Origin of the sequence: Candidatus Alcyoniella australis (assembly GCA_030765605.1) — a bacterium.
Taxonomy (GTDB): Bacteria; Lernaellota; Lernaellaia; order JAVCCG01; family Alcyoniellaceae; genus Alcyoniella; species Alcyoniella australis.
In genome coordinates this window covers 13958-38209 of the sequence record JAVCCG010000072.1, presented here as the reverse complement: position 1 = coordinate 38209, position 24252 = coordinate 13958, and the positions used below count along the sequence as shown (strand labels likewise).

General features: G+C 65.0%; 21 protein-coding genes. 18 read left to right on the top strand and 3 right to left on the bottom strand.

All coding sequences use genetic code 11. The features are described 5' to 3' along the window. Nucleotides 1-50: 50 nt before the first annotated feature. The 3 genes from P9M14_08110 (at nucleotide 51) to P9M14_08100 (ending at nucleotide 1869) form a co-directional block, all read left to right on the top strand. Complete coding sequence (locus tag P9M14_08110; GenBank protein MDP8255697.1) at nucleotides 51-800, top strand: protein-L-isoaspartate(D-aspartate) O-methyltransferase; 750 nt, start codon at nucleotides 51-53, stop codon at nucleotides 798-800. Then, nucleotides 793-1512 (top strand): DNA alkylation repair protein, encoded by a 720-nt coding sequence (locus tag P9M14_08105; GenBank protein ID MDP8255696.1) that lies wholly within the window; start codon nucleotides 793-795, stop codon nucleotides 1510-1512. The genes P9M14_08110 and P9M14_08105 overlap by 8 nt, the downstream gene beginning before the upstream one ends. Before the next feature lie 117 nt (nucleotides 1513-1629). Continuing rightward, on the top strand, nucleotides 1630-1869 hold the full coding sequence (locus tag P9M14_08100; protein ID MDP8255695.1) for a hypothetical protein: 240 nt from the start codon (nucleotides 1630-1632) through the stop codon (nucleotides 1867-1869). 27 nt (nucleotides 1870-1896) lie between these two features. Here the strand turns inward: P9M14_08100 and P9M14_08095 are convergent, their stop codons facing one another. The 3 genes from P9M14_08095 to P9M14_08085 all read right to left on the bottom strand — a co-directional run bounded on the left by P9M14_08095 (nucleotide 1897) and on the right by P9M14_08085 (nucleotide 6204). Continuing rightward, nucleotides 1897-3486, bottom strand: coding sequence for a glycosyltransferase family 39 protein (locus P9M14_08095; protein ID MDP8255694.1), 1590 nt, complete (start codon nucleotides 3484-3486; stop codon nucleotides 1897-1899). 36 nt (nucleotides 3487-3522) lie between these two features. After that, complete coding sequence (gene pcnB / locus P9M14_08090; protein MDP8255693.1) at nucleotides 3523-4833, bottom strand: polynucleotide adenylyltransferase PcnB; 1311 nt, start codon at nucleotides 4831-4833, stop codon at nucleotides 3523-3525. 66 nt (nucleotides 4834-4899) lie between these two features. Beyond that, a complete protein-coding gene (locus tag P9M14_08085; protein ID MDP8255692.1) occupies nucleotides 4900-6204 on the bottom strand; it encodes an FAD-dependent oxidoreductase in 1305 nt (434 codons plus the stop codon). 143 nt (nucleotides 6205-6347) lie between these two features. Here P9M14_08085 and P9M14_08080 point away from each other — a divergent pair, with 143 nt between their 5' ends. Genes P9M14_08080 through P9M14_08010 form a run of 15 tightly spaced genes read left to right on the top strand, consistent with a single transcriptional unit; the run spans nucleotide 6348 to nucleotide 24251 of the window. Further along, nucleotides 6348-7061: a polyprenol monophosphomannose synthase gene (locus P9M14_08080; GenBank protein ID MDP8255691.1), complete on the top strand. Its 714-nt coding sequence runs from the start codon at nucleotides 6348-6350 to the stop codon at nucleotides 7059-7061. Continuing rightward, the gene (locus tag P9M14_08075; protein ID MDP8255690.1) at nucleotides 7034-8038 is read left to right on the top strand and encodes a glycosyltransferase family 2 protein; all 1005 of its coding nucleotides are present in this window, start codon (nucleotides 7034-7036) and stop codon (nucleotides 8036-8038) included. The genes P9M14_08080 and P9M14_08075 overlap by 28 nt, the downstream gene beginning before the upstream one ends. A gap of 55 nt (nucleotides 8039-8093) precedes the next feature. Beyond that, nucleotides 8094-9659 (top strand): Gfo/Idh/MocA family oxidoreductase, encoded by a 1566-nt coding sequence (locus P9M14_08070; protein ID MDP8255689.1) that lies wholly within the window; start codon nucleotides 8094-8096, stop codon nucleotides 9657-9659. Next, on the top strand, nucleotides 9652-10776 hold the full coding sequence (gene wecB / locus P9M14_08065) for a UDP-N-acetylglucosamine 2-epimerase (non-hydrolyzing) (GenBank protein ID MDP8255688.1): 1125 nt from the start codon (nucleotides 9652-9654) through the stop codon (nucleotides 10774-10776). The genes P9M14_08070 and wecB overlap by 8 nt, the downstream gene beginning before the upstream one ends. After that, nucleotides 10773-12242, top strand: a complete 1470-nt coding sequence (locus P9M14_08060; GenBank protein MDP8255687.1) for an oligosaccharide flippase family protein — start codon at nucleotides 10773-10775, stop codon at nucleotides 12240-12242. Before wecB ends, P9M14_08060 begins: the two co-directional genes overlap by 4 nt. Further along, nucleotides 12239-13024, top strand: coding sequence for a phosphotransferase (locus tag P9M14_08055; GenBank protein MDP8255686.1), 786 nt, complete (start codon nucleotides 12239-12241; stop codon nucleotides 13022-13024). Before P9M14_08060 ends, P9M14_08055 begins: the two co-directional genes overlap by 4 nt. Next, nucleotides 13021-14175: a glycosyltransferase family 4 protein gene (locus tag P9M14_08050; GenBank protein ID MDP8255685.1), complete on the top strand. Its 1155-nt coding sequence runs from the start codon at nucleotides 13021-13023 to the stop codon at nucleotides 14173-14175. The genes P9M14_08055 and P9M14_08050 overlap by 4 nt, the downstream gene beginning before the upstream one ends. Continuing rightward, the gene (locus tag P9M14_08045; GenBank protein ID MDP8255684.1) at nucleotides 14159-15343 is read left to right on the top strand and encodes a glycosyltransferase; all 1185 of its coding nucleotides are present in this window, start codon (nucleotides 14159-14161) and stop codon (nucleotides 15341-15343) included. The genes P9M14_08050 and P9M14_08045 overlap by 17 nt, the downstream gene beginning before the upstream one ends. Nucleotides 15344-15394: 51 nt before the next feature. Further along, nucleotides 15395-16591: a glycosyltransferase gene (locus tag P9M14_08040; protein ID MDP8255683.1), complete on the top strand. Its 1197-nt coding sequence runs from the start codon at nucleotides 15395-15397 to the stop codon at nucleotides 16589-16591. Next, the gene (locus P9M14_08035; protein MDP8255682.1) at nucleotides 16588-17757 is read left to right on the top strand and encodes a glycosyltransferase; all 1170 of its coding nucleotides are present in this window, start codon (nucleotides 16588-16590) and stop codon (nucleotides 17755-17757) included. The genes P9M14_08040 and P9M14_08035 overlap by 4 nt, the downstream gene beginning before the upstream one ends. Then, the gene (locus P9M14_08030; GenBank protein ID MDP8255681.1) at nucleotides 17757-18896 is read left to right on the top strand and encodes a glycosyltransferase family 1 protein; all 1140 of its coding nucleotides are present in this window, start codon (nucleotides 17757-17759) and stop codon (nucleotides 18894-18896) included. The genes P9M14_08035 and P9M14_08030 overlap by 1 nt, the downstream gene beginning before the upstream one ends. Continuing rightward, nucleotides 18893-20083 (top strand): glycosyltransferase, encoded by a 1191-nt coding sequence (locus P9M14_08025; GenBank protein ID MDP8255680.1) that lies wholly within the window; start codon nucleotides 18893-18895, stop codon nucleotides 20081-20083. Before P9M14_08030 ends, P9M14_08025 begins: the two co-directional genes overlap by 4 nt. Before the next feature lie 11 nt (nucleotides 20084-20094). Next, a complete protein-coding gene (locus P9M14_08020) occupies nucleotides 20095-21696 on the top strand; it encodes an O-antigen ligase family protein (GenBank protein ID MDP8255679.1) in 1602 nt (533 codons plus the stop codon). A gap of 39 nt (nucleotides 21697-21735) precedes the next feature. Beyond that, nucleotides 21736-22848, top strand: coding sequence for a glycosyltransferase family 1 protein (locus tag P9M14_08015; GenBank protein MDP8255678.1), 1113 nt, complete (start codon nucleotides 21736-21738; stop codon nucleotides 22846-22848). Then, nucleotides 22845-24251 carry an undecaprenyl-phosphate glucose phosphotransferase gene (locus P9M14_08010; protein ID MDP8255677.1) on the top strand — a complete coding sequence of 469 codons (1407 nt, stop codon included), beginning with the start codon at nucleotides 22845-22847 and terminating at the stop codon, nucleotides 24249-24251. Before P9M14_08015 ends, P9M14_08010 begins: the two co-directional genes overlap by 4 nt. Nucleotide 24252 lies beyond the last annotated feature (1 nt).

The window sequence follows — 24252 nt, the reverse complement described above, 5'->3', positions numbered from 1 at the left end:
CGTCGATTAAAGCGGCTTGTCATCAGCCGCCGATCTGAAATAATCGTCCCATGCGTCCTCGAATTGTAATCGTTGCTCTGGCCGCGGCTTGTCTGCTGTGGGGACTGTGCTGCGCCGGTTCGCCGCGCACGGTCGAGAACTGGCAGCAGCAGCGCCTACAGATGGTCAAGTTTCAGATCGAGGACCGCGGCGTGCGCGACGGTCGTGTGCTCGCGGCGATGCGCGAGGTGCCGCGCCACGAGTTAGTGCCCGCCAACGTGCGCGCCATGGCCTATTGGGACACGCCGCTGCCCATCGGTTTGGAACAGACCATCAGCCAGCCGTACATCGTGGCTTACATGACCCAGGCGCTTGGACTGCGCGGCCACGAGCGGGTGCTGGAGATCGGCACCGGCTCGGGTTATCAGGCGGCCGTGCTCTCGCGCCTGGTTCCGCAGGTCTACACCATCGAGATCCTCTGCCAGCTGGCCGACCGCGCCCGGGCCGACCTGACGCGCCTGGGATACGACAACGTCAATGTCAGGTGCGGCGACGGCTATCTGGGCTGGCCTGAGCGCGCGCCATTCGACGCGATCATCGTTACAGCCGCGCCGCCTACGATCCCCGCGCCGTTGATCGAGCAGCTGGCAGTGGGCGGCACCATGGTGCTGCCCGTGGGCGAGGGATTTCAAAAGCTGGTGCTGGTGCGTAAGGGCGCGGACGGCGTGGTCACGCGCGATCTGATTCCCGTGAGCTTCGTGCCGATGACCGGACCCCTGGGATCGCAAACGCCAACGCCGCAGCAGGAATCAGATGAATAGTCAGGGCAGGGCGCTGATCCGCGAGATTCGTGAGGAGTTTAAGCGCAACGCTGGAGAGAAATACCGGGAGAGTGCACAGCGATTCTTTAAGGAGCAGGTCAAGGTTCACGGCCTGGAAACGGCTGCCGTGAGAAAGATCGCCAAGGAGCGCTTCAAGGTTCTCAAGGAACGGTCCAAGACGGAGGTCTTCGCGCTGTGCGAAGAGCTTTGGCGCTCGGGATATTTAGAGGAGGCGGCGATTGCCTGCCAGTGGTCCTACGCCCTGCGCAAGCGCTACGAGCCCGCGGACTTTGCGCTGTTCGAACGCTGGGTCGAGCGCTACGTCGGCAACTGGGCGGCCTGCGACACCCTTTGCAACCATACGGTGGGCGCGTTTTTGCAAACCTTCCCCGAGTATCTGCCCCAGCTTGGACGCTGGGCAAGATCGTCCAACCGCTGGATGCGCCGCGCCGCGGCCGTGTCGCTGATCGTTCCGGCCAAGGGCGGGGACTTCCTGAGCACGGTCTTCCAGATCGCCGACATCCTGCTTACCGACCAGGACGATATGGTGCGCAAAGGCTACGGCTGGATGCTTAAGGCGGCCAGCCGGGAGCATCAGCGCGAGGTCTTTGATTACGTCATGGCCCATAAAGCGAAGATGCCCCGCACGGCCCTGCGCTACGCTATCGAGAAAATGCCCAAGGAACTCAAAGCACAGGCAATGCGGAAGTAGGGCATTGGTTCGGATTCCAGTGAAGGGAGAATCGATGCGCGCCTTTACCGGAAGATTGGCTGTCTTGCTGCCGATCTGCGAATCAATACACGAATCGAAAAAGCACCTGAGAAACAAGTGAGGGTTCGCGTCGCGCACGCCCAAACCCACAGCGCGGGCGACCTGCATCGCATTCCGTTGCGCTTCACTATCGAGGACGAACAGCGCGAATATTTGGTGTCCAAGGTGCTCGGCTCGTGGATCGAGCGCGACGAGGGCGGCGTGGAGCGTCGGAAATTCCGCGTTGATACTGATTGCGGCCTGCGGGCGCTGTTGATCTACGATGCAACCGCCGATTGCTGGACTGTTGAAATATAGGGCGGCGGCAGGGCTGTGGCCCCGGGGCTACTCGACCGGGGTCAGCTTGGGCGCATCGATCCCGCGTTCGGACAGGCGGGTCAGGGCGTCGTCCGGGTATTGGCTGTAGTTCACCAGGAACCCGACGAAGCCCGGCGTGGTGGGCACGCGGCGCAAATGGAAGTAGTCGTCGGCGCGCTGCCACTCCAGGCTCGGCAACGGCTTGTCGCCAAGTTCGATGAAGATCGCGCGCACCGGGTTGGGCTCGACCAGCAAAGCGATCCAGTAGCGGAACTGTTGCTCGTCAAAGCAGCACTGCTGGCTGTGGAAGCCGTTGCCCGCCTCGATCAGGTAGTGGTGGACGTTGGTCAGCAGCAGGCCATCGCCCGCGTGCGGCCTGCGCCACTGCTCGTCAAACTCGATGAAGGCGGCCAGTGCGGGCCGCGCCTGGCTTTCGCGCCAGGTGAGGAACTGCCGGGCGTTGAACACCAGCAGCCCCAGGGTCAAGGCTGCCAACAGCAGGCCAGCAACCATCGGCTGACCAGCGCCGGGTACGGCTCGACCCAAACGGGAAAGCGCGCGGTCGGCCGCCTGGCCGAACAGGCCCAGCAGCAGCGGCAGCAGCAGCAGGAAACTGCGCCGCAGATCCCAGGCCGAGCCGCGGAACAATCCCAGACCGACGAACATTCCCAGACAGACCACCAGCAGCAGCCGCCGCTGGTCGTCGGCCGGAACGCGTCGCGAACGCGCGCTGAACAGCCAGGCCAGTCCCACCAGCGCCAGCAGGTCGCCGGCCTGGACGAGCTTGAGAAACGACTGGCCATAGGAGCGTAAAATGTTCAGTACGAATCCCAGCGCCCCGAACTCGGCCCAGCGTTGGGGCTCGCCCAGGTTGATCGAGACCGTGGCCAGCCCCAGGGCGTCCAGCGGCTGCACTCCGCCCAGGCGCACCATGGGCAGCACCAGGGGCACGAACAACAACGCGAAACCCTCGATCAAGGCTCCGGCGTGGCGCAGCCGTTCCCGCAGATTGATCTCGCGGCGCAGCAACAGCCACAGCAGCAGGCACGCCAGCAGCACGTAGCCCTGAAAGCGCGCGGCCGTGGCCAGCCCCAGCAGGCAGCCCGCGCCGAAGCTGCGGCCCGTGGCCGGGACCTCGTCGGGCCTGCCCGATGCGGCAAGCAGCGCGCCCGCGGCCAATGCGGCGAACAGCATGTCGGTACAGTTGGATCCGGCGTACTCGAAGATCGTGGAGTTGACCGCGCACAGCGCCAGGGCAACGGCTGCCGCGCGTGTGCCGAGCAACCGGCGCACCAGCAGCGTGCTTAGCAGCAGCAGCAGCCCGGCGCTGATCGCACTGATCAGTTGTCCGCCGCGAAACGTACTGCCGCAACCCAGGGAAGCGGCGATCGACAGATAGTAGTAAAGAGGCGGCCGATTGGGGTCGAGCAGCGGATGGCCGTGGGACAGCCAGTAGGCGTTGCGGAAGTGTAAGTCCTCCTCGCAGTTGGCCCACACCAGATCGTGGTTGCCCAGGTTGAACAGCAGCACCAGCGCGACGTATCCCAGACACAACGCGGCCAGCGCGATTATTGGGCCGCGCCTGCCGCTGCTTGGGCTTTGAGGTTCAGCGTTCATCGGATCGATCAATGGTCAATGTAATCGGACGTGGGGTCAAGAATCCTGGGGCGTTGCGGGGTTGCGTCTGCGCGGACGCCTGCGCCTGCGCCGACTGCGCTGGGGCGAGCTCCCGTCCGGCCCGCTGCTCTGTGTCGAGATCGCCGCGTAACGCGGTTGGGACGTCGGGGGGTGGGCCGGCTCCCCGGCCGCGGAGTAGGGCTCGTCTGCGCCCTGGGCGCGCTTCTCGATCTCAAAAAATTGCATTCCGGCGTTGAAGTACTGCTTGGCGCGCAGGCGTGAGGGGATGCCGCCGCTGTCGATGGCGCTGTGAATCTGGTGCTGGGCGAACAGGATCTGACAGGCCTGCTCGGTGACCCTCTTGGGCATGTTCAGCTTCTGCGACAGCGGTTTGACCAGATCGCGGATCAGCACGTTGACCCGGCCGGCGCGGCTTGGATTTTCGGGCAGCCTGGCCCGACCCAGGGTCTGCAGCACCAGCGGTGCGAGCAGCGCCGCGACTAAAATCGAATCGCTGACGTCGCGCCCCTCGCGCATCATGCGGTCGGTTACGCGTAGGTTGGCCAAGGCCGACTCGGGCATCTCCGGCTCGGGCTCGTCGCCCACCAGCGAGCGCATTTCGGGGATCAGCTCGAACAACAGTCCGCTACGCGACATCAGCCGGATCGCCACGGCTGCTGCGCCGCCGCGCAGATCGCGCAGGAACTCTTCGCGCAGTCGCGATTCGGGGCAGTTGTTGATCAAGGCGTGCTCGGCCTTAATCGCCTCCCAGGTCTTGGCGTGAATCACGAAGTTGCTGCGCGCCGCATGCCGGATGGCCCTGATCATCCGCACCGGGTCCTCGACGATGCTTGCGTAAGGATCGTTGATCATCCGCACCACGCCATCGCGCAAATCGCGCAGGCCGTTGACGTAGTCGATCACCGTGTGGTCGGCGATGTTATAGAACAATCCGTTGATCGTCAGGTCGCGGCGGAACGCGTCTTCCTCGGGAGTGCCAAAAGTATTCTCGGTCTGCACGCCGCCGACTTGTGCCGCGTCGAACTCCGCCTTGCGGCGGAAGGTGCTGACCTCGATGATCTTGTTCTGGGCGAAGAACACGTGGGCCAGCCGGAAGCGGCGGCCGACGATGCGACAGTTGCGAAACAGCTTCTTGACCTCGTACGGGTGAGCGTCGGTGCTCATGTCGAAGTCCTTGGGCCGCTTGCTCAGCAGCATGTCGCGCACGCTGCCGCCGACAAGGTAGGCTTTAAAGCCGTAACGGTGCAGCCGATAGAGAACCTTCAGGGCGTCGGGATCAATGTTTTTTCTGGAGATCGGATGTTCGGAGCGGGGGATGATGCGCAAGTTGACTGTCCTCTTACCCTCTTTGCATCGAATTTCTATAACGTTTTACAGGAGTTTACAAGAGAATCAGCAGGATCGGAGAAATTCGGCCGCGATCTTGTCGGCCCGGATCGCCGAGTCAAAGGCGATATCGCCCGAGCAGCCATCGCCGCAGGTCGTGTCGCCGGCGAAGAAAAGATTGTCCACTCCCGGCGCACGAAGACCCGGTCGATCCCAGCGCGATTGGCCCGGCCGCAAGAGTGCGCCGTCGAGGATCGGCACCACCAGGCGGCGCTCCCATTCGACCGCTTCGAAGAATCCTGGGAACTCGCTGCGGATGTGTTCGCGCAGTCGGTGCTCGGCCTCGGCCACGGCTTGCCGGCTGCGGATCTGTTGCGCCGGGATCACGATCAGGAACGTGGCGAGTTGCTTATCCGGGGGGGCCAGACTCGGATCGGAGTTGCTGGGGAACTTGCCGAAGCTCGGCAGGTCCAGGTCGATAACCGTGCCGCACAGATCGCTGACCTTGTGCTTGAGCCCGAAGTCGATGCTCACGCCGGCCGTGGGCTCGATCATCGAGGCGCGCTCCACGAATTGTGCATCGAGCGCCCCCTGGGGCAGGTATTTGTGAAGCTGCTGCAACGGCGGGGTGAAGACCACAGCCCGCGGCTCGAGTTCGCGCTTGCCGGTCAGCGCCCTGGTTACGCGGCCGTTCTGGATCTCCAAGCTTTTCAGCGGTTCGGAGAGTTTGATTTTGCCCCCGGCATGCTCGATGGCCCCTCGCAGCTTGCCGATCAGCTGGGCGTCGCCGCCCACGGGCGTGCCCAGCCGTTGCTCGACCGGCGTGCGGATCATTCGTCGCACGAAGTCGACCAGCTCGCCCAGGCTCGCTCGCTCCAGTTCGGGCGCGATCATGCCAAAGCACAGGAAACGCATCAGGCCGCGCACCTGCTCGTCGCTGTGCCAGCGCAGGAAGTGCGCCACGTTGCGCCCGGAGTTGCGCTGAGGATCGATGGCCAGCAGATGGGCGAAGACCCCGGCCACGGAGAGTTTTTGCAGCGTGCTGTAGTCCTCGCCGAGCAAGAACGGGCCGATGCCGTGGAACTGCTGTTGCCGATTGTCTCCGAATTTAATGTAGCTGTCGTGGACCGTTTCCTCGATCCACTCGATGCATTCGCCCGCCAGATTAAGGGCCTGGGCCGCGGATCCGCTCTGGCCCAGCCGATGGCCGTGGATGCCGTAATCGACAATCCAGCCGTCGCGCTGGATTGCCCGAGCGCGGCCGCCGCAGACCCGCGAACGTTCGATCAACTCGACTTCCAGACCGCGCCGCGCAAGCAGTGCCGCGGCCGTGAGTCCCGCGTATCCGGAGCCGACAACCAGCACGTCCATCTAATGCCCCTGTTGTTAAAGGTCGTCGGGAAAGTAATGTATACTCAGTAGCGGAAGACTGACAAGTAAAATACGTAAAATCTGGTCGCCGACGTGCATTATCGCTACAATCGCGGGCCGAACGCAGGGGAAGCCGACATTTGATGAGAATTATCGCGGTAGTGCCGACTTATAATGAGGCCCAGAACGTCGGCGAGCTGATCGATCGCCTGCGCGGACTGCCCCAGGGCGTTGAGGTGCTGGTGGCTGACGATAATTCGCCCGACGGCACGGCGCAGGTCGTACGCGAGCGAGCGCAGAGCGATCCGGGCGTTCACCTGTTGCTGCGCACCCAGCGCAAGGGGCGCGGTTATGCGGGGGCCGAGGGTCTGGCCGAGGCGTTCGAGATGGGGGCCGAGCTGATCATCGAGATGGACGGCGACCTGAGCCACCGTCCCGAGGACGCGCCGACGTTGATCGCGGCCGCGGGGCAAGCCGACGTGATAATCGGCAGCCGCACCGTGCGCGGCGGTCGCGACGAGGGCCGGCCGTGGTTCAGACGGATGCTCACGGCGCTGTCTTGTTTTTACGCGCGCAGCGTGCTGCGCGTGCCGGTGGGCGACATCAACTCGGGCTATCGGCTGTTCAACAGGCGGGTCTTCCAGCGGGTCGATCCGCGTGCGCTGTTCTCGGCCGGGCCGAGCATCGTGCACGAGATCAACTATCGCGCCCGGCTGGCCGGACTGAGCTTCGCCGAGGTGCCGATCCGCTTTGTCGAGCGTCGGCGCGGCAGCAGCGAACTGACCGTCGGCAGACTGATCGACGGCTATCTGAAGGTACTTACGCTTTGGTGGATGCACAGGACAGGCAAGCTCTAGACGCGCCGCCGAAAGTTTCGGTGGTGATCGTCAACCTCAACGGCGGCGACATGCTGCCGCGTTGCCTGGACTTCGTCTACGGTCAGCGTCTGGACGAGGATTTCGACATCACGGTCGTGGACAACGGCAGCTTTGATCATTCGATCCGCAAGGTGCAGGCGCACTACCCCCAGACGCGGGTGATCTTGCTCAAGAACAACATCGGGTACTCGGCCGCGCTCAACCGCGGCATCGATCAGACCGATGGCCAATACGTGCTGGCGCTGAATTTCGACGTCGAGCTCGCGCCGGACTTTCTCGATCGGGCGCTGAGCGCCTTTGACAAGGGACCGAAGATCGGGATGGTCAGCGGCAAGCTGTGGGGCAGTTCTGCGGGAAGCGATCCGCGGATAATCGACACCACCGGCATCGTGATGAACGAGTTGTTCATGGCCGACCGCGGCCAGGGCGAGGAGGACGACGGCCGCTACGACGAGACCGATTACGTGTTCGGCCCCAGCGGCGCGGCGGCGCTCTACAGCCGCGAGATGCTCGAGGATCTGCGCCTGCAAGGCCAGTACGTTGACGAGGACTTCTTCGCGTTTGTCGAGGACGTGGACCTGGCCTGGCGCGCGCGGCTGCGCGGCTGGCGCGCGGTCTACACCCCCGAGGCCACGGGCGTGCACTACCGCGGGGCGACCCGGCACAATAACGCCGAACGCCGTCGGCAGTACCTGATCTGGAGCGTGCGCAACCGCTACTGGATGCTGCTTAAGAACCTCTCCGCGGGCCAGTGGAAAGTCCACCGCGCGCGGATCATCCGTTCGGAACTGCGCGGCTTGGGACGCTTCATCAAACACTACGGCCTGCACGTCGCGCTCTCCGCGCTGTGGCAATCGTTGCGCGGCAGCGGCAAGATCAGGCGCAAGCGGCGCGAGATCCAGTCGCGGATGAGCGCCACGCGCTCGTCCCTCGACGTCTACCTGTTTCCCAAGTAGGCGTTTCAGGGAGCTTGTTGGCCCCCATCGGTATTTCCAATATAATCCGCTCACTATGAAGGTAGCAGTATTCGGCGGGGGGCACTGGGGCAAGAACCTGGTGCGTAACTTCAACGAGCTGGGTGCACTGGCCTGCGTCTGGGACACTGATCCCGAGCGCAGACAGTGGATCGTCGAGCAATTCAACGTGCCGGTGGCGCAAAGCCCCGAGCAGGTATTTGGCGACGATGCGATCGGCGGCGTGGTGATCGCCACGCCGGCTCCGACGCATTTTGAGCTGGCCCGCGCCGCGCTCGAGGCGGGCAAGCACGTGATGGTCGAAAAGCCGCTGTGCCTCGAGCTGGGCCAGGCGCGCGAACTGGCCCGGATAAGCCGGGCCCGCGGCCTGACGCTGATGGTCGGCCACCTGCTGGCCTACCATCCGGGCGTACTTAAGCTCAAGCAGCTGGTGGACGAGGGCGTCCTGGGCAAGCTGAACTACATCTACTCCAACCGGCTGAACCTTGGCCGAATCCGCACCGAGGAGAACATCCTCTGGAGCTTCGCGCCCCACGACCTGTCGGTGATCCTGCTGATGCTGGGCGAGATGCCGCTGAACGTGACCTCGGTCGGCGGCGCCTACCTCGACGACCGCGTGGCCGACGTCACGCTGAGCACGCTGGAGTTCGCCCACGGCGTGCGCGCGCACATCCACGTCAGCTGGCTGCACCCCTACAAGGAACAGCGGCTGGTCGTGATCGGCGATCGGAAGATGGCGGTCTTCGACGATGTGGCCCAGCGCGAGCACAAGCTGATGCTCTACGACAAGGGTGTGGACTGGGTCGATCGCAAACCAGTGCCGCGCTCCAAGGACGTGGTCAGCGTCGAGTTCGGCGAGGACGAGCCACTGCGCAACGAGTGCCTGCACTTTCTCCAGTGCGCCGCCAACGGGACCAAGCCGCGCACCGACGCCGCGTCCGGGATCGAGGTCTTGACCCTGCTCACAGCCTGCCAACGCAGCCTGGAGGCCGGCGGCCGACCGGTGGAGGTCGCGGGCGTGATCGCGCAGGACGCGGGCGTCTTCGTGCATCCCAGCGCGGTGATCGACCCGGATGTGACCATCGGCGCGGGCACGCGGATCTGGCACTTCACCCACGTGCTCGGCGGATCGAGCATCGGCCCGCGCTGCAACGTCGGCCAGAACTGCGTGATCGGACCCGACGTGACCATCGGCGCGAACTGCAAGATCCAGAACAACGTCAGCGTCTACAAGGGCGTGACCCTCGAGGACGACGTTTTTTGCGGACCGAGCATGGTCTTTACCAACGTCACCAATCCGCGCAGCGCCGTGTCGCGGCGCGATGAATTCAAGCCCACGCCCGTGGGGCGCGGAGCGACTTTAGGGGCCAACAGCACGATCCTCTGCGGCTATAAAATAGGCCGCTACGCTTTTATCGCCGCCGGTGCGGTGGTCACCCGCGACGTGCCGGATTTTGCGCTGGTGATGGGCAATCCCGCGCGCCGCGTGGGCTGGACCTGCGCCTGCGGCGTGCGCCTGCCCGAGGGCCTCACGCTGCAGTGCAAGGCCTGCGGTGCGAACTACCAGATCGAGGACGGCCTGCTGTTATTAAAGGATGAGTAACGACAAATCGATTCCGCGGGTCCTGACTGTACTCGGGGCCCGTCCGCAGTTCGTCAAGGCTGCCGCGCTGTGCCATCGACTGCAACTGGCGCAGCAGGAGTCCGGTCCGCTGATCGAGCACGTGATCGTGCACACCGGTCAGCACTTCGACCCCGAGATGAGCCGCACGTTTTTCGACGAGCTGGGCATTCCCGCGCCCGACGTAAACCTGGGAGTGCACAGCGGCGGACACGGCGAGATGACCGGCCGGATGTTGATCGCCCTGGAGGCCGAGCTGCTCGCCAGGCGACCCGACGCGGTACTGGTCTACGGCGACACCAATTCGACACTGGCCGGAGCATTGGCCGCGGCCAAGCTGCGCATCCCCGTGGCCCACGTTGAGGCCGGGCTGCGCTCGTTCGACGATTCGATGCCCGAGGAACTCAACCGCGTGCTGTGCGACCGGCTTTCGGCACTGCTGTTTGCGCCCACCGCGGCCGCGGTGCAAAACCTCGAGCGCGAGGGAATCACCCGCGGCGTAAAGCTGGTGGGCGACGTGATGTACGACGCGATCCGCATTTTCTCCGAGCGCGCGCGGCAGTACGGCGGGCTGATCAGCGAGCTGGGGCTCGAGCCTGGCGGCTACGTGCTGGCCACCTGCCACCGCGCCAAGAACGTGGACGACCCGCTGCGACTGGGCCGGATCTTCCAGGGCCTGGGCAGCGTGGCCCAGCGCATGCCGGTGCTGCTGCCGCTCCATCCGCGCACCAGGCAACGGCTCGACGCGCCCGACGCGCCCGATCTGCGCAGCATGCCCGGCTTGCGGATCGTCAAGCCGCTGGGCTATCTGCAAACCCTGGCGCTGCTGGGAGAGGCCGCGGCGTTGGTCACCGACTCGGGCGGGATGCAGAAGGAGGCCTACGTGCTCGGCGTGCCGTGCGTGACGGTGCGCGGGAACACCGAGTGGGTCGAGACCGTGGACGATCGCGCCAACGTGCTGGCCGATGACGATCCGCAGTTGATCGCGGACCGCGTCCTCGATCAATCGTGGTTCAGTCGCGGCGATCCGCAGCGCCACTACGGCCGGGGCGACGCCTCGCGGCTGATCCTCGAACAGCTGCTGGAGCGGCTTGGATGAGCAGGGCCGCAAGCCTGTTGCGCGGCTCGGGATTTTACGCGCTGGGCAACCTGGCTCCCAAGCTGATGGCCCTGGCGCTGATCCCGATCTACACCTACCTGCTCAGCGAGCGCCAGTACGGGATCGTCACCTACGTCACCTCGCTGGCCGCGATCATGCTGGCGCTGACCGAGCTGGGATTTCGCTCGTCGGTGCTGCGCTTCTATTTCGATTACGAGGGCGATCCGGCGCGTCTCAAGCGCTTTCTGGGGACCAGCGCCGGATTTCTGATCGCGGTCGGTCTGCTGCTGACCGTGGCCGCCCTGGCTACCGGCAAATACTGGGGCCCGCTGCTGGTCAAAGATACGTCCATGGGTTTCTGGCCGTTTCTGGCCCTGGGCGTGCTGATTGCCTTTTGCCAGCTGAGCCACGTGGTGCCGATGGCGATGCTGCGTGCAAGCGAGCGCGCCGGGCTCTACGCAATATTGCAGATCGGCGAATACCTGCTGATCGCCGGGCTGGTGGTGCTGGCGCTGGTTGGAATCGAGCGTTCGGCGCGGGCAGCGCTGTGGGCGCGTTTTATTGCGGTGGCGGTGTTCTTCGTAATCATGAGCGTGCTGATTTGGCGCAAGGCGCGTCCGGCGCTGGATTTGCCGATGCTCAAACGCTCGTTGATCTACGGTCTGCCGCTGACCGCTCACGCCGTGGCCAACTGGTCGCAGACGTTTCTGGACCGCGTGCTGCTCGAACGGATGACGTCGCTGGACCGCGTGGGGCTGTACTCGCTGGGCTACAACATCGGCATGCTGATGTCGGCGATCAACCTGGCTTTCAACCGCGCGTTCCTGCCCTACCACCTGCGCGAGGTCAAGAACAATCCCGATGCCAAGCGGCACCTGGCGCGCGTGGCCGAGGACTACTGGGCCTACCTGGGGCTGGCCGCGGCCTTTGGCGTGCTGTTCGCGCGCGAGGGGATCATGCTGCTCACGCCCGAGCGCTTTTACGAGGCGCACCGCGTGGTGCCCTGGGTCATCGGCGGCTATTTGGCCCACGGCATGTACTACCCGCTGATCAACAACCTGCTGCTGCTCAAACGCACGGGGATGATTCCCCTGGCCACGGCCGCGTCGGCCGGACTCAACGTGCTGCTCAACCTGTATTGGATCCCGCGTTGGAACATTGTCGGCGCGGCGGCCGCCACCTGCGCCAGCTATCTGCTGCTGACGCTGATCGTCTATCTGTGGAGCCAGCGGCTCAACCCAATGCCGTACCGCCTGCGCCGTGTCGCCCTGGTGCTGGGCTCCTACGCGGTCATCGGCCTGGGCGTACACCTGATCCAGCTGCGGCCCGACCAGCTGCTCGCGCCGCTGGCAATTAAGGCCGCGGTGCTGGTCGGCTACTTCTGGTTGCTCAAGGCGTTGGGCGCGATCGATCCGCGCCGGGCGCTGAGCCTGATCCGCGATGCCCTGGGACGCAGCGCCCGATGAGCGAGCAGCGTTTTGAGATCAGTGCGGACGGCCGATATAAAATCCGCGAGTTCGCCTCAGAACGCGACGCGGCCCGGGCCGAGCGCTACCTGTCGGTGCTTAACGTGGCCAAGGTCGGATCGCCGCGATTGATCGAACGCCAAGGCGCGCGTCTGATCATGGAATACGTGGACGCCCAGCCGCTCAGCGGACGTTTGGGACTATCGGGCAGACGCACGTTGGCCGAGCTGATGGCGCAAATCCACGGTCTGCGCGAGCTCGACCTGCCCCTTGAACAGGGGCTGGCGGGCTATCGCGAGCAGAGCGCAAACTATTTGCAGCGCTACATCGAGGCCGGATTGCTCGACCAGTCTGAGGCGGACCAACTGGCGCAACGGCTGATGGCGCTGACGCCTAAGCGAATGTTCGCGGCGTTGGTGCACGACGATCTGCACGCGCGCAACGTGCTGCGCGCGCCCGCGGGCCTGGTGCTGATCGACTACGCCGGGGTCAAGGCGCTGAGCCTGGAGCACGACCTGCTCAACGCCTCGTACTCGCTGCTGACCTCGGTCGGCGCGCGGCTCTACGGCCGCTACTCCCTGCGCGGGTACTTCGTGCGCAGCTACGCGCGGCAGTCAACGCGCTGCGTCGATGTGCTCAAATCCGCGCAGTACGGCCTGCATTTTTATGAGGCGTTCAACCGTCTGCGCAAAGGCTCCAACGCGCTCTCGGCCTGGCGCGGCGCAAAGCTCGAGCCCGCGCAAAGGGCGCTGGAGGTCGTGCGTTTGATGGTGGACCAATGAGGATCTGGGTCGTAGCCCGGGTCGATCTGAGCTCGCGCAAGGGCGGGGCGTCCCACGTGGAGCACTTCGTGCGCGAGGTCTGCGCCCGGGGTCACGAGGTGCGGCTGTTTATGCCGCGGCCCGTGGGCAAACTGCCCGAGCTGCCGTGCGATTGCAGCCTGCTGCCCTCCGGTGGACGCTCGTTTTGGGCCGCGCACCTGCTGTTCGAGCTGGCCGCGTTTTTTACCATGCTGCGGCTGGCGTCCAAGGAGCGGCCGCGGCGCGTCTATCTGCGGCACGGGCTGTTCTGCCTGCTGCCGCTGGTCGCCGCGCGTCTACTGCGCGTGCCCGCGGCAGTGGAACAGAACGGGGTCATCGCCGCCGAGCTGAAGATGGCCGGGCGGCCGCGCTGGGAGATCGCGCTGCAGCGGCGTTTCGAGCGCACGGCCTACTCCCTGGCTCAGTGGATAGTGACCGTGACCCAGGGAATCAAACAACATGTGGTGAATGATTTGAGCGTGCCTGAACCAAAAGTTTTTGTGGTGCCCAACGGCGCGGACCCCCAGAGGTTGCAACCCAGAGACGCGGCCGAGGCCAAGCGTTCGCTGAAGATCGATCCGGACGAGCTGGCGGTGGGCTATTTGGGCAACTTCGAGCCCTACCAAGATCTGGATACCTTGATCGAGGCGCTGGCCCTGCTCAACGGGCGCGGCGTGCGATTTACCGCGCTGATCGTGGGCAGCGGCACGCGCTTTGAGCAGGTCACGGCGCTGGCCCGCGAGCGCGGCGTGTACGAGCGCTGTCTATTCACCGGCGCGGTATCCCACGATTTGGTCGAACAACACATCGCGGCGATGGACGTCTGCGTGGTGCCCAAGCGGCCATTGACCTCGGGCTACTCTCCGATCAAGCTGTTCGAGTACTTGGCCTGCGGACGGCCGGTGGTGGTCTCGGACCTTCCCGGGTTCGAGATCGTGGCCGAGAACGGGCTGGGCTTAACCGCCGCTGCCGAGGATCCGACGGCGTTGGCCGAAGCGCTTGAGCGTCTGCTGGGCGACGAGCAATTGCGTGGGCAAATGGGGCGGCGCGGACGCGCCTACGCCCAGGGGCCGGGAAGCTGGTCCCAGACCGTGCGCAACGTATTGGAGGTTATTGGTGTCCAGGCCGCTTAAGCTGATGGTGGTGAGCAACGACATGCTCATCGGCGGGGTGCAGCGCAACATCCTGGGCTATTTCCGCGGGCTGGACTTCGAGCGCTTTGAGCCGCACCTGGCGTTGGTCTGCGCCGGCGGACCACTGGTCGAGCCGTTGCGCGAGCTGGGCGTGGACGTGCACGTGGTGCGCAGCATCAGCAAGGCCGGGCCGCTGAAGTGGATCAGACCCGGCCGGGTGATCGAGCTGGCGCGGCTGATCGAGAGGCTCGAGATCGACGTGGTGCAGACCCGGCTGTTTCTGGGCAACACCATCGGCAGGCTCGCCGCGGCGCGCGCCGGTGTGCCGGTGGTGGTCGCGGCCGAACATTCGACCTACTACGACAAGACCGTGGTGCACAAGGCGATCGACCGCCGACTGGCCGAGCACTGCCAGCGGATCGTCGCGGTCTCGCAGACGGTCAAGGACTTCACCATCAACCAGGAAAGCCTGCCGCCCGAGCTGCTGACCGTGATCTACAACGGGTTGGAGATCGAGCTGTACCGCAACACGCGGCCGCGCGAACAGGTGCGCGCCGAACTGGGAATCGATCAACAGCGGCCGGTGCTGTTCAGCGCGGCGCGGCTGATCCCGGAGAAGGGCTACGCGGGGTTCATCCATGCGCTGGCGCTACTGGGTATGCGCGTGCCCGACGTGCTGTTCGTGCTCGCCGGAGAAGGGCCCGAGCGCGAGCACATCGAACGCCAAGCCCTGCGCAAGGGGGTCAGCGATCAGCTGATGATGCTCGGCGAGCGCAACGACGTTCACGATCTGCTGGCGGCCTCGGACCTGTTCGTGCTCCCCAGCCGCCGCGAGGGTTTGCCCACGGCGGTGATCGAGGCGCTGGCCGCGGGCTGCCCCGCAGTCTGCCACTACCTGCCGCAATCCGCCGAGGTGGTGGACCAGGATGTAGACGGCCTGCTGCTGGACTTCGACGACCACCGCACCGTGGCCGAGACCATCGCCGCGTTGCTGGCCGACCCCGATCGCCGCCACGCGATGTCAAAGCGGGGGCGGGCCAAGGTCGGCGAGAGTTTTACCCTGCAGCGGATGGTCGGCGGCTACATGGACCTCTACGAGGAGCTTTGGAAAAAAGCCAATAAATCTGCGGAGCCGCTCCGTGGACAGCCTCCACAACCGCCCCTATAATGACCCCCTGATCGACCGACGAACCGCAGCAGCCATCGACCCGGAGCAGTGATGCTAAAGGGCCAGAACATCATCTGTATCGCCAGCAGCAACTGGGAGGCGATGTGGGTCAATTCCCAGCACCTGATGAGCAGGCTGGCCCGTGAAAACAGGGTGTTCTACATCAACAACATGGGCCTGCGCGCGCCGTCGATGGCCAAGAAACGCGACCTCAAACAGGTTTTCAAACGGCTGCGCTCGTGGTTTCGGGGGGTACGCCGGGTCGAGGACTCGCTGTGGGTCTACGACCCGATTTCCCTGCCGTTCTACGAGTCGCCCGTGGCGCGCGCCTTCAACCGCTGGGCCCTGCGCACGACTCTGCGCCGCTACCAGCGACGCCTGGGGTTGCAGCGGCCGATCCTCTGGGCCTTCCTGCCCACGGCCGTCTCGCTGGTCGGCGGCCTGGACGAGAAACTGGTGATCTACCACTGCGTGGACGACTACTCGGCCAACCCCGGGGTGCCCCGCGAACGGATCATCGAGATGGAGCGCCGGATGCTCGGGCAGGCCGACATGGCGTTCGTCACCAGCCCCAAGCTCTACCGCGACAAGTCCGTCTACAACCCGCATACCGAGCTTTACGGCAACGTGGCCAACGTCGGGCACTTTATCGAGGATAGTAAAAGCGCGGACGGGCCGCCGGATGAACTGGCGCAGATTTCCGGACCGATCATCGGCTATCAGGGCAACATCAGCTCCTATAAGACCGACCTGGAGTTGCTGCTGCATGTGGCGCGCAGCCGACCGCAGTGGTCGCTGGTGCTGGTCGGTCCCACGGGCTGGGGCGACCCGGGCACCGACACCCGATTGCTTCAGAGCCTGCCCAACGTCCACCTGCTGGGCCGGATCGACTACGAGCGGCTGCCGCGTTATGTGGCGGCGTTCGACGTGGCGCTGATTCCGTTCCGCGTCTCCGAGAGCACCCAGTCGAGCTTCCCAATGAAGTTCTTCGAATACCTGGCCCTGGGCAAGCCGGTGGTCAGCACGGCGCTGGACGCTCTGGCCGAGTTCGGCCGCGACCCGGACCTGTGCCGGATCGCCGCGAATCACGAGCAGTTCGTCGAGATGATCGAACACAGCTTGCAGGACGCCGGCCGCCAAGACCTGATCGAGAAACGCATCAACGTGGCGCGCGACAACGACTGGGAGCGCCGGGTCGAGCAGATCGGCGATTCCGTACAGCGGCGCATCGAGGAGCTGGGCAGATGAGGGTTGCGATCATCCACGACTGGCTCACCGGAATGCGCGGCGGCGAGAAGTGCCTCGAGGTCTTCTGCGAGCTGTGGCCCGAGGCCGACCTGTACACGCTGCTGCACCTGCCCGGCTCGGTCAGCCCGACCATCGAGCGCCACCGGATTTTCACCAGCGTCGTCCAGCGCCTGCCGATGGCCCGCTGGTGGTACCGCTCGTACCTGCCGCTGTTCCCCACGGCCATGGAACGTTTCGACCTGAGCGACTACGACCTGGTGGTCTCCTCGAGCCACTGCGTGGCCAAGGGCGTGCGCTCGCGGCCCGACCAGCTCCACCTGTGCTACTGCTACACGCCGATGCGCTACGTCTGGGACATGAGCCACATCTACTTCGGCCAGGGCCGGCACTGGCTGACCCGGCCGGTGATCCCGTTCTTCCTGAACTACCTGCGGATGTGGGACGCGCTGTCGTGCAACCGCGTCAACCGCTTCGTCTCGATCTCCGAGCACATCCGGCGGCGGATCTACAAGCACTACCGCTGCGGGTCGGACGTGATCCACCCGCCGGTCTCCACCGACCTGTTCGGCGAGGGTCAACGCGACGAGGGCTACTACCTGATCGTCTCGGCCTTCGCCCCCTACAAGCGGATCGACCTGGCGATCGAGGCCTTCAACCGCCTGGGCCTGCCGCTGAAGCTGGTGGGCGTGGGGCCCGACGCGCGGCGGCTGCGTAAAATGGCCGCGGACAACATCGAGTTCCTCGGCTGGCAACCCGACGAGGCGGTGGCCGAGATCTACTCGCGCTGCCGGGCCTTTGTCTTCCCCGCGGAGGAGGACTTCGGCATCGCGCCGGTGGAGGCCCAGGCCTCGGGCAAGCCGGTGATCGCCTACGGCCGCGGCGGAGTGATCGAGAGCGTCAACGGCGTGCACCTCACGGGCGACCCGGACCGCGCCGTGGAGCAGTTGGCGCGCGGCGACCGCACCGGCGTGTTCTTTGCCGAGCAGTCGGTGCAATCGCTGATCGAGGCGGTGCGCTTTTTCGAGGGCAACGTCGAGCGCTTCGACCCGGCCGTGATCCGCGAGCGCGCCCAGCGCTTCAACCGCGAGCGCTTCAAGCGCGAGTTTGCGGACTACGCCCAAGGGCAGGTCGAGCGTTTTTTCGGTCCGGGAGGCGCGGTCGGCTGATGCGTATCGGGCTCAACTCCGAGAAGGTGCTCGAGCGCACCACCGGCGTGGGCTGCTACGCCTACAACCTGGTGCGCGGCCTGCTCGAGATCGACCGCGACAATCGTTACGTGCTGTTCTTTCACAGCGACGCCGGGTGCTACGCGGGCGAGCCGTGGCTCGCGGGGCCCAACGTCGAGCTCGATCAATACGGCGCAAAGGGCTCGAACCCGCGGCGCATCCTCTGGGAGCAACTGGGGCTGCCCGGCCGCGCGCGCCGCAGCAAGCTCGACGTGTTCCACTACATCGACCACACGCTGAGCATGATTGGCAAACCGGTGCCCACAGCGATCACGGTCCACGACCTGGCATTTTTCCGCCACCCCGAGGCGTACACGCGCAGCCGCCGGATCTACAAGAGCCTGGTCTCGCCGCGCTCGATTCGGCGCGCCGACCGCGTGATCGCGGTCTCGGAATACACGCGGCAGGAGGTGCTCGAGATCACCGGCGCGGACCCGGACAAGGTCAGCGTCGTGTACAACGGGATTGACGGCGAGTTCCGCGTAATTCAGGACCAGAAGCTGCTCTCCGACTTCCGTAGGCAGCACGATTTGCCCCAGCGCTACATCCTGTTCGTGGGAACGCTGCAGCCGCGCAAGAACGTGACCGGCCTGGTGCGCGCCTACGCCGAGCTGGTGCAGCGCAAGGCCGTGGAGCACGACTTGGTGATCTGCGGCGAACGCGGCTGGATCTTCGACGAGATCTTCAGCCAGGTCGAACGCTCGGGGCTTACCGCGCGCGTGCGCTTCATTGAATCGCTGCCCCAGCAGCAGCTTCCGCTGCTCTACAATTGCGCCGAGCTGTTCGTCTTCCCCAGCCTGTTCGAGGGCTTCGGCCTGCCGCTGCTCGAGGCGATGAGCTGCGGCGTGCCGGTGGTCAGCTCCAACACAACCAGCATGCCCGAGGTGGTGGGCGACGCGGCGCTGCTGGTCGACCCCAACGACGTCGACGATATGGCCCTACAGATCCAGCGCGCGTTGTCCGATAGAGAACTGGCCGCGGATCTGCGCAACAGGGGATTGGAACGCAGCCGCGAGTTCAGCTGGCGCAAGTGCGCGCAAAGTACGTTGGAGATCTACAAACAGATGGCACAATCATGAACAAGAACGTGAAAATCGCACTGGTTCACGACTGGTTGACCGGCATGCGCGGCGGCGAGAAGGTGCTCGAATGCCTGTGCGAGCTGTGGCCCGATGCCGACCTGCTGACCCTGCTGCACGTCAAGGGCAAGGTCAGCCCGACCATCGAACGCCACAAAATCAAGACCAGTTTCATCCAGCGCATGCCGCGGGCCGCGCGCTACTACCGCAACTTTCTGCCGCTGTTTCCCGTGGCGATCGAGCAGTTCGACATGCGCGGCTACGACTTGGTGATTTCGACCAGCCATTGCGTGGCCAAGGGGATCATCACGCAGCCCAGCACGTTGCACGTAAGCTACATCCACACCCCGATGCGCTACGTTTGGGAGATGTACGACGTCTACTTCGGGCCCGAGCGGGTCCGCGGATTGCGGCGGTTGGTGATTCCGCCGATCAGCAACTACCTGCGGATGTGGGACGTGGCCTCGGCCCATCGGGTGGACGATTTCATCGCCAACTCCAAGCACGTGGCGCGGCGAATCCAGAAGCACTACGACCGGCCCTCGGTCGTGATCAACCCGCCGGTCGACACCGAGATGTTCGACATCGGCGGCGAACGCGGCGACTACTTCCTGATGGTCTCGGCGCTCACGCCCTACAAGCGGATCGACCTGGCGATCGAGGCCTTCAACGAACTGGGCTGGCCGCTGAAGATCGTCGGCATCGGCGAGGACCTGGAGAAGCTGCGGCGGATCGCCAAGCCCAACGTCGAGATGCTCGGCTGGCAGGAAGACGAACAGATCCGCGAGCTCTACGCGGGCTGCCGTGCGTTCATCTTCCCCGGCGAAGAGGATTTCGGCATTACTCCGCTCGAGGCCCAGGCCTCGGGCCGGCCGGTGATCGCCTTTGGCCGCGGCGGAGCCCTGGAGACGATCCTGGGCCGGCACGTGCCGGCTCCAGGCCGGCCCGATCCCCTTGAGGGCGAAACGGACGCGATCACCGGGTTGTTCTTTGCCGAGCAGAGCAGCGAGCACCTGGTACGAGCTCTGCGTTATTTCGAGGCCCATGAGGGGCGATTCGATCCGCAGGCGATCCGCAAGCACGCGACTTCGTTCAACCGCGAGCGGTTCAAGGACGAGATGGCGCAGCACGTGGAGCAGGTCTGGACGGCGTTTCTCGACCGCAGTAGAACGCCGCTGCCGGTCTGATCAAGGAGAAGATGCCCACGGACTACCAGAGGGTCCACAGAACGAACCGCGGCGGGCGGGCTCTGCGCCGGGCGCTGGGCGCGGCGCTGATTTTGCTCTACGGCCTGTCGTGGTGGGAGTTCGAGCTGTTGCCGGTGGGGCCGGTGCGGCTGACCGACTCCGAGCTGATCATCGGCCTGGTGGTCGGACTCTACGCGCTGAAGCTGCTCTACGAACGACGACTGCCGTGCGTCGATCGACCGATGGCCGCGGCGCTGCTGCTGGTCGGACTGGCGATGGCCGCCTCGAGCCTGGCCGGCGATTATCACCGCGACCTGGCGTTGAAGTACACGGTGCGCTACTTCGCGGTGATGGCGTTGACCGTGGCGCTGTCCGACTTGTTTCGCGACGGCCGCGTCCGGCGGCTGGCTCTGCGTACGCTGTTCGGCGCGACCCTGGTGATCGCAGCGCTGGGCCTGGTCGAGCACTTTTTTTACGAGAACCTCAACGGATTCTTCGCGCTGTTCAAGTCCAGCCGCTTCATCGGCACCGACATCTCGGCCAACCTCAGCTACTCCTCCGGCGCTTTTTGGGAGGACCAGCGGCTGATCGTGCGCGCCTCGAGCGTGTTCGTCTACTGCAACAGCCTGGCCTACTTCCTGGTGATGGTCATTTTCTTCATTCTCTATTTAATCGGCGACGAGCGAGCCAGGCAGCGCACGCCATTCCGGCTGATCGGGCTCGGATTCTGCCTCTACGTGCTGACGCTGACCTTCAGCCGCGGCGCGTTCGCCACGCTACTGATCAGCCTGGCGCTGTGCGGACTGATCGGGTTGGCGCGCTTTCGCTCGACCATCAGCGCCGCGGTTGGGCTGCGTCGGCAACTGGGCTGGACCGCGGCGGTGCTTGCGGCGTTGCTGCTGATCAACCTGGGTTTCTTCGCGCGCATCGGCTCCAACTTCGGCGAGTTGCTGGCGCTGGCGAGCAACGGCGGGATCGAGCATGAGGCACGGGCCGACGCGGATCGGCTGGCGTTGAGTCTTGAGCGCAAGCTGGCGTTACGCGATATCGAGCTGCGCGGCGATCAGGGGTTGAGCCCCACGGCGCAGGACGCGGCGTGGGCCGGACGCTTCGAGCTGCGCTCGCCTGACGCCAGCCCGATGACCTTCGAGACCGGCGGCAGTCTGTTCTCCCGCGTGCAGCTGTGGAAGGCGGCCTGGCGGCTGTTTCTGCGGCACCCCTGGCTCGGGGTGGGGCCGGACAACTACCGCATGCTGTTCCATAGCGAGTTGCAGCGCTTTAACTACGATTTGTACATTAGTAAAGGCATCTACCGGCCGCACAACCTGCTGCTCAACTTTCTCGCCGAGGGCGGGGTGGCCGGCGGCCTGACGCTGCTGCTGTTTTTCGCGGCCCTGGCGCGGCTGGCTTGGCGCATGTGGCGCAGGCCGCTGTTCGAGCCGCGTCACGTGGCTCTGCTCGGCGCGCTGTTCGTCTACCTGATCACCAACACCTTCGACGTGCTGAGCTTCGACTACTACAGCGACAGCGTGCTGATCGCCACGATGATCGCCCTGCTGGGGGTTGAGTCGCGCGGCGAACGCGGCTCGTCCAACTTGAAAAAATCGAGCTGAGGCCGATAATCAGCATTTACCGATGATCACAGGGATGAGATGACGCTGAAGATCGGTATCGACGCGCGTCCGTGCGACGGCAATAAAAGCGGGGTGGGCTTTTGGACCTACAGCCTGATCCGTTCTTTGGCGCGCATCGACCGCGAGAACCTGTACTACCTGTATTCCAACCGACCGATCGACCTGAGCTTCGTGGACCAGCCAAACTTCGTGCAGCGAGTGCAGCCGATGCCGATCAGCAACCTTTGGCTGCAAACCCGGCTGCCGCGGACCCTCAAACGCGATGGCGTGGACCTGTTTCACGGCACCAACTTCATCGTGCCGCTGTGGGGACGCACGCCGAGCGTAACCACGATCTACGACATCTCCTCGGCGCTGATGCCGCGCGTGCACAAGCGGGCCAACAACATCATCCAGCGCCTGGTGCCGGCCGCGGCGCGCAAGGCGCGGGGCGTGATCGCGGTAAGCGAGCACACCAAGGCCGACATCGTGCGCCACATCGGCCTGCCGCCGGAGAAGGTGCACGTGATCTACGGCGCGCCCGGCGACGTGTTCCAGCCGATCGACGACCGCGAGGGGCTTGAACGCCTGCGCCTTGAGCTGGGGCTGCCCGAGCGCTTCTGCCTGTTCGTCGGCACGCTCGAGCCGCGCAAGAACATCGGCCTGCTGCTCGACGCGTTTCGGCTGCTGCTCGACGCGGGCTTTGACTCGCACAAGTTGGTGATCGCCGGCGAGCCGGGCTGGAACTACGAGCAGATCTTCCAGCGCCACGAGCAGCTGGGCTTGGGCGAACACGTGAAGTTCATCGGCTACGTGGGCTGGGAACGGCTGCCGATGTTGTACAATCTGACCGACGTGTTTCTGTTCCCCAGCCTCTACGAGGGCTTCGGCCTGCCGCCGCTGGAGGCGATGGCCTGCGGCACCCCGGCGATCGTCTCGGACAGCTCGAGCCTGCCCGAGGTGGTCGGCGAGCAGGGGATCAAGGTCGGGGCCCACGACGCGGCCGCGCTGGCCGCGGCCATCGAGCACTTGCTGGGCGATGGCGAGTACTACCGGCAACAGGTGGAATACAGCCTGCAACGCGCGGCGCAGTTTAGCTGGGACGACGTGGCGCGCCGCACGCGCGAGGTTTATATGGAGCTGGCACAGTGATTCGTCGCGAGCGTCAGTTTCTGCTGTCGATTAAGTTCGTCAGCGACCTGCTGTTGCTGGTGCTGCTGTGGATCGCCAGCTACTACATCCGCTTTAATTTGCTGGCCGGAGTACTCCCCCCGCCGCACGTGCCGCGGCTGGACAAGTTCCTGCCGCTGACCCTCGCCGTGGCCCTGGTCTGGCCCGCGGTCTTCTGGTGGGTCAACATCTACCAGCCCGCCGAGACCCCGAGCCTGACGCGTGAGGTGTTCCGCGTATTGCGCGCGCACATCCTGGCGATGTTGCTGTTTATCGTGGTCACGTTTTTTATCGCCGAGTATCGCCCCTCGCGCGTGGTCTACGCCCTGTTCTTCGCGCTTTCCGGCGTGATGCTGTGGCTCTCGCGGGTGATCTTCCGCCAGGTGCTGGTGACCCTGACGCGGCGCGGCGTGATCAGCTCGCGCGTGCTGATCGTCGGCGCGGGCGAACTGGGCCGCGAGTTGGCGCGGCGTTTCGGCCGCCATCGCGAGCTGGGCAAAATTATCGTCGGCTTTATCACCGACGAGCCGCTCGTCGAGGCGCAGACGGGCGATGGGCCGCCGATCCTGGGCGCGATCGAGGACGTGCAGCGCGTGTGCGACGAGCTGCACGTGGACCAGGTCTACGTGGCGCTGCCGCTGCACGCCGCGGGGCGCGTGGACGCGGTGCTCAAGCACCTCTCCGGCGAGCTGGTGGACGTCAAGATCGTGCCGGACATCGTGCAGTACATCACCCTGCGCGGCGGGGTCGAGGAGTTCGAGGGGCTGCCGATCATCAGCCTCAAGGTCTCGCCGCTCTACGGCTGGCGCGCGGTGGGCAAGCGGCTGTTCGACGTCGCCTTCGCGTTGCTGACGCTGGCGATGATCTCGCCGCTGCTGCTGCTGATCGCCGTGCTGATCAAGCTCACCAGCCCCGGCCCGGTGTTCTACGGCCAGGAGCGAATGGGCCTGGACGGCCGGACGTTCGCGATGCTCAAGTTTCGCTCGATGGGAGTGAACGCCGAGGCCCAGACCGGCGCGGTCTGGGCCAAGAAAGACGATCCGCGGCGCACGCGCTTCGGCGCGCTGCTGCGCTCCACGAGCCTGGACGAGCTGCCGCAGTTCATCAACGTGCTGCTGGGGCATATGAGCGTTGTCGGGCCGCGACCCGAGCGCCCGGTGTTCATCGAGAAGTTCCGCCACGAGGTGCCCAGCTACATGCTGCGCCACAGCGTCAAGGCCGGGATCACCGGCTGGGCCCAGGTCAACGGCTGGCGCGGCGACACCGACCTGAACAAGCGCATCGAGTGCGACCTGTACTACATCGAGAACTGGTCGTTCGGCCTGGACCTGAGGATTATCTTTCTCACCGTCTGGAAGGGTTTAATCGCTAAAAACGCTTATTAGC

What these genes read in the sequence shown, in the direction of transcription:
- P9M14_08110 (MDP8255697.1), top strand. Translation starts at nt 51, where the DNA reads ATGCGTCCTCGAATTGTAATCGTTGCTCTGGCCGCGGCTTGTCTGCTG.
- P9M14_08105 (MDP8255696.1), top strand. Translation starts at nt 793, where the DNA reads ATGAATAGTCAGGGCAGGGCGCTGATCCGCGAGATTCGTGAGGAGTTT.
- P9M14_08095 (MDP8255694.1), bottom strand. Translation starts at nt 3,486, where the DNA reads ATGAACGCTGAACCTCAAAGCCCAAGCAGCGGCAGGCGCGGCCCAATA.
- P9M14_08085 (MDP8255692.1), bottom strand. Translation starts at nt 6,204, where the DNA reads ATGGACGTGCTGGTTGTCGGCTCCGGATACGCGGGACTCACGGCCGCG.
- P9M14_08080 (MDP8255691.1), top strand. Translation starts at nt 6,348, where the DNA reads ATGAGAATTATCGCGGTAGTGCCGACTTATAATGAGGCCCAGAACGTC.
- P9M14_08070 (MDP8255689.1), top strand. Translation starts at nt 8,094, where the DNA reads ATGAAGGTAGCAGTATTCGGCGGGGGGCACTGGGGCAAGAACCTGGTG.
- wecB (MDP8255688.1), top strand. Translation starts at nt 9,652, where the DNA reads ATGAGTAACGACAAATCGATTCCGCGGGTCCTGACTGTACTCGGGGCC.
- P9M14_08060 (MDP8255687.1), top strand. Translation starts at nt 10,773, where the DNA reads ATGAGCAGGGCCGCAAGCCTGTTGCGCGGCTCGGGATTTTACGCGCTG.
- P9M14_08055 (MDP8255686.1), top strand. Translation starts at nt 12,239, where the DNA reads ATGAGCGAGCAGCGTTTTGAGATCAGTGCGGACGGCCGATATAAAATC.
- P9M14_08050 (MDP8255685.1), top strand. Translation starts at nt 13,021, where the DNA reads ATGAGGATCTGGGTCGTAGCCCGGGTCGATCTGAGCTCGCGCAAGGGC.
- P9M14_08040 (MDP8255683.1), top strand. Translation starts at nt 15,395, where the DNA reads ATGCTAAAGGGCCAGAACATCATCTGTATCGCCAGCAGCAACTGGGAG.
- P9M14_08035 (MDP8255682.1), top strand. Translation starts at nt 16,588, where the DNA reads ATGAGGGTTGCGATCATCCACGACTGGCTCACCGGAATGCGCGGCGGC.
- P9M14_08030 (MDP8255681.1), top strand. Translation starts at nt 17,757, where the DNA reads ATGCGTATCGGGCTCAACTCCGAGAAGGTGCTCGAGCGCACCACCGGC.
- P9M14_08025 (MDP8255680.1), top strand. Translation starts at nt 18,893, where the DNA reads ATGAACAAGAACGTGAAAATCGCACTGGTTCACGACTGGTTGACCGGC.
- P9M14_08020 (MDP8255679.1), top strand. Translation starts at nt 20,095, where the DNA reads ATGCCCACGGACTACCAGAGGGTCCACAGAACGAACCGCGGCGGGCGG.
- P9M14_08015 (MDP8255678.1), top strand. Translation starts at nt 21,736, where the DNA reads ATGACGCTGAAGATCGGTATCGACGCGCGTCCGTGCGACGGCAATAAA.